The following is a 2,921-nucleotide window of genomic DNA, read 5'->3' as shown; positions in this document are numbered from 1 at the left end:
GCTTTTAGTCGTTAACAACGCTTTCAATCTCTCTTTGCATATTCTGTGCCGCTTGTTCTGGCGAGACATCTCCAGCCAGGGCTTTAGAGATCTCAATTTGAATAATGTCCGTTATTTTTGGATAATTCGGTGTAACCGGGCGAGGAACGGCATTCTGTAAGGTTTCCACAAACGCCTCGTTGGCAAATACCGGGGAAGCTTCTTTTACCTCTTCATTATCATAAAGAGATTTAATCGTCGGAGCTGTTCCTCCTACGGTAGCGCTGATCTTCTGCCCTTCTTTGCCTGTCATAAACTTAACAAACTCCCAGGCAGCCTCTGGATGTTCGGTGTACTTATTGATCATCGTGACCCAGCCGCCAAGCGTAGATGCGGACTTCTCATCCCCTTTAGGCAGTAAGGAGAAACCGACATTCCCAGCAACCTGTGACTTTTCCTCATTCGCTGAAGAAGCTTGCATATAAGGCCAGTTCCGAGCAAAGACCGTATTCCCCTGAATAAAAGCGGTTTCAGTTTCAAGCTCGGTAAAATTCAAAATATTGTTTGGAACGTAGTCGGACTGGGCGATTTCGGTCATTTTACGAATTCCTTCAATCGCTTCCGGATTATCTACGACCACTTCTCCTACATCGTTAATAACCTCTCCGCCATAGGCATGAATGAACTCAATCGCGTTAACCACAATACCTTCATACTGGTTGGCCTGCATCACATAGCCGAAATTGGTCCCCGCTTCTCCCTGGAGATTACCTGCCATTTCACTCAGTTCATCCCAGGTCTCCGGAGGCTCTTCTACAATATCGCTTCGGTAATACAATAAGCCGGCGTCGGTAAACTTCGGCATTGCCCATGTTCGGCCATTGAAGGTTACGGAATCGACGGTTCCTTCGAAATATTTGTTCATATCGATGTTATCCTCTTCAATAAACCGATCCAATCCCATGACATAACCAGCCTGAGCGAATTCCGCCGGCCACACCACATCCGCATCGAATACATCAATTTCTGCACTTCGGCCACTCAGTGTCGTCACATACTGGTCATGCTGCTGCCCACTGTCCGACGGCATTTCGCGGTACTTGATGTTAATATTCGGATGCTCTTCTTCAAAAGCCTCGATCAGCTTCGCGTTTCCTTCCGTGGTGTCGACACCTCTTGCATAAACAAGCGTAACTTCATCACTGTCGCCCGCGGCTTCATCCGAGCTGCATCCTGCAACAAGTAGGAGACTCACCATGATTCCCGATAAAATCCCCTGCCTTATTGGTGTTTTTTTCATCATGCTCCCTCCTTTTTTTGTTAAAACAAATATGTAACCTTTCTTACAACCAACTGTAAATTAATTTACATAATAATTCAAATTATTCTAAATATTTCATCTAATATTATGGATAATTACCTCGTATTCCGATCGTGAGGCTTGGAAATGTACTTATAAAAAATACCTGTCGGATCTATGACCCAACAGGTATTACTTTCATATTACTATGAATATACTATGAATTTTAAACGCTATCCTCTAGACTATTGAAACATCCTTACAAGTGTGAACTCTATTGAAAATAGCCAGAATTAATCCCTACCTATTTTTCACCTCCTGCCTCATACACGCATAGGCTAATGAGGATATAAATGATAAACAGGAGGAAAACGGATGTATTCTCATTATTATCACGTTCCCTATGGCTATCCGCATGTACCTGCCCTCTATCAAGAGCAATCTTATTCACGTAATTTTTATCCTAATTACTTTGCGAATCGCCAAAGCTATTACGACTTCAGGCAGCCTGTTCGCGGTCAGGCCACATGGACGGAAGGTGGAGCCGTTACCCAATGCGGCATTCCATGGTCCAACAATCAATATATGACTGCGGCTGTTGGAAGCAATTCACCGTACCAATGCGGTCAGGCCATCAAGGTTCGTAATGTTACAAACGGAAGAGTTGTGATTGTAACGGTAGTCGACAAAGTACCGAATTACCCGCCGAATAAAATTAATCTCCATAGAAAAGCTTTTGAGGCTCTCGGCGCCAATATCGACTTAGGAGTTATTAATGTCGATATTATCGCCTCTCCCGAACTGGAAGAAGAAAAATGGGGAAAATATCTGCTCGAGATCATTCAGGCAGCCTACCCGAACTATAACGTCACAGATTATAGTAAAGTTAGTCAAAATCAGGTGAACGGTGGGGGAATTAGAGAAGTCTATAAATTCGTTATGGAATCTCCTCAGGAAACGATCAATATCCAGGGGTCGGTTGTCTATAATCCGAATACGGACAGAATCAATTCGATTAATTTTAAAGAAGTGTAAACGGCGTAGTAGTTAAGGCAAAGAGACAGTATTTCACTGTCTCTTTTTAACTTCTTAGTAAAGACTATAATACCGGTTCACAATAAAATTCTTAAATTTTTTTGTGACACTCTACCCAACTTTCTTACTACTATAATTTTTAGAAGATTCATACTATTACATTATTTACCTTTAAATGTTGTTCTTGTAAACTATTAATCGAAACGTTTCACTAATTAATGAAAGGAAGTGTAAGTATTGAAGAAATATTGTATGTTGTTCTTAGTGCTCATTCTAACAGTAGTTACCGCTCTGCCAGGCTCCATACATGCTGCACCGAAAGGAAAAAAGATTGCTTTATCAAAACAATTGGAAGCGATTTCAAAGAAAACGTATCGATACTTTGAAGATTTTACAATTGAGGATACCGGTCTTACATATGACGCGGTCCGTTTTGATGACGATGAAATGAACGCTGATAAACACACCTCTCCTACGAATATAGCCATGTATATGATGAGCACGATCTCAGCTGAAGAAACTGGTTTAATTTCCCGCGAAGAATCAGTAGAAAGAATCCATACCACCTTAAACACTCTCGAGGATATGAAAAAATGGAATGGGTTAT

Annotated in this window: 3 protein-coding genes; 2 read left to right on the top strand and 1 reads right to left on the bottom strand. The window is 41.6% G+C overall.

The genetic code is table 11. From position 1 onward, the window contains the following. Nucleotides 1-4 precede the first annotated feature (4 nt). Nucleotides 5-1,282, bottom strand: a complete 1,278-nt coding sequence (locus tag WAM07_RS15575; protein WP_422168294.1) for an ABC transporter substrate-binding protein — start codon at nt 1,280-1,282, stop codon at nt 5-7. A gap of 372 nt (nt 1,283-1,654) precedes the next feature. Between WAM07_RS15575 and WAM07_RS15570 the strand changes: the two genes are divergently transcribed. Beyond that, on the top strand, nt 1,655-2,314 hold the full coding sequence (locus WAM07_RS15570) for a DUF3889 domain-containing protein (RefSeq protein ID WP_422168292.1): 660 nt from the start codon (nt 1,655-1,657) through the stop codon (nt 2,312-2,314). A 237-nt stretch (nt 2,315-2,551) separates the two neighbouring features. Further along, the coding region (locus tag WAM07_RS15565; protein ID WP_422168290.1) for a DUF3131 domain-containing protein at nt 2,552-2,921 on the top strand (370 nt) is incomplete at its 3' end.

Origin of the sequence: Halobacillus sp. (assembly GCF_049282395.1) — a bacterium.
In the GTDB taxonomy this organism is placed as follows: Bacteria; Bacillota; Bacilli; order Bacillales; family Halobacillaceae; genus Halobacillus.
This window is presented reverse-complemented; position numbering and strand designations above follow the sequence as displayed.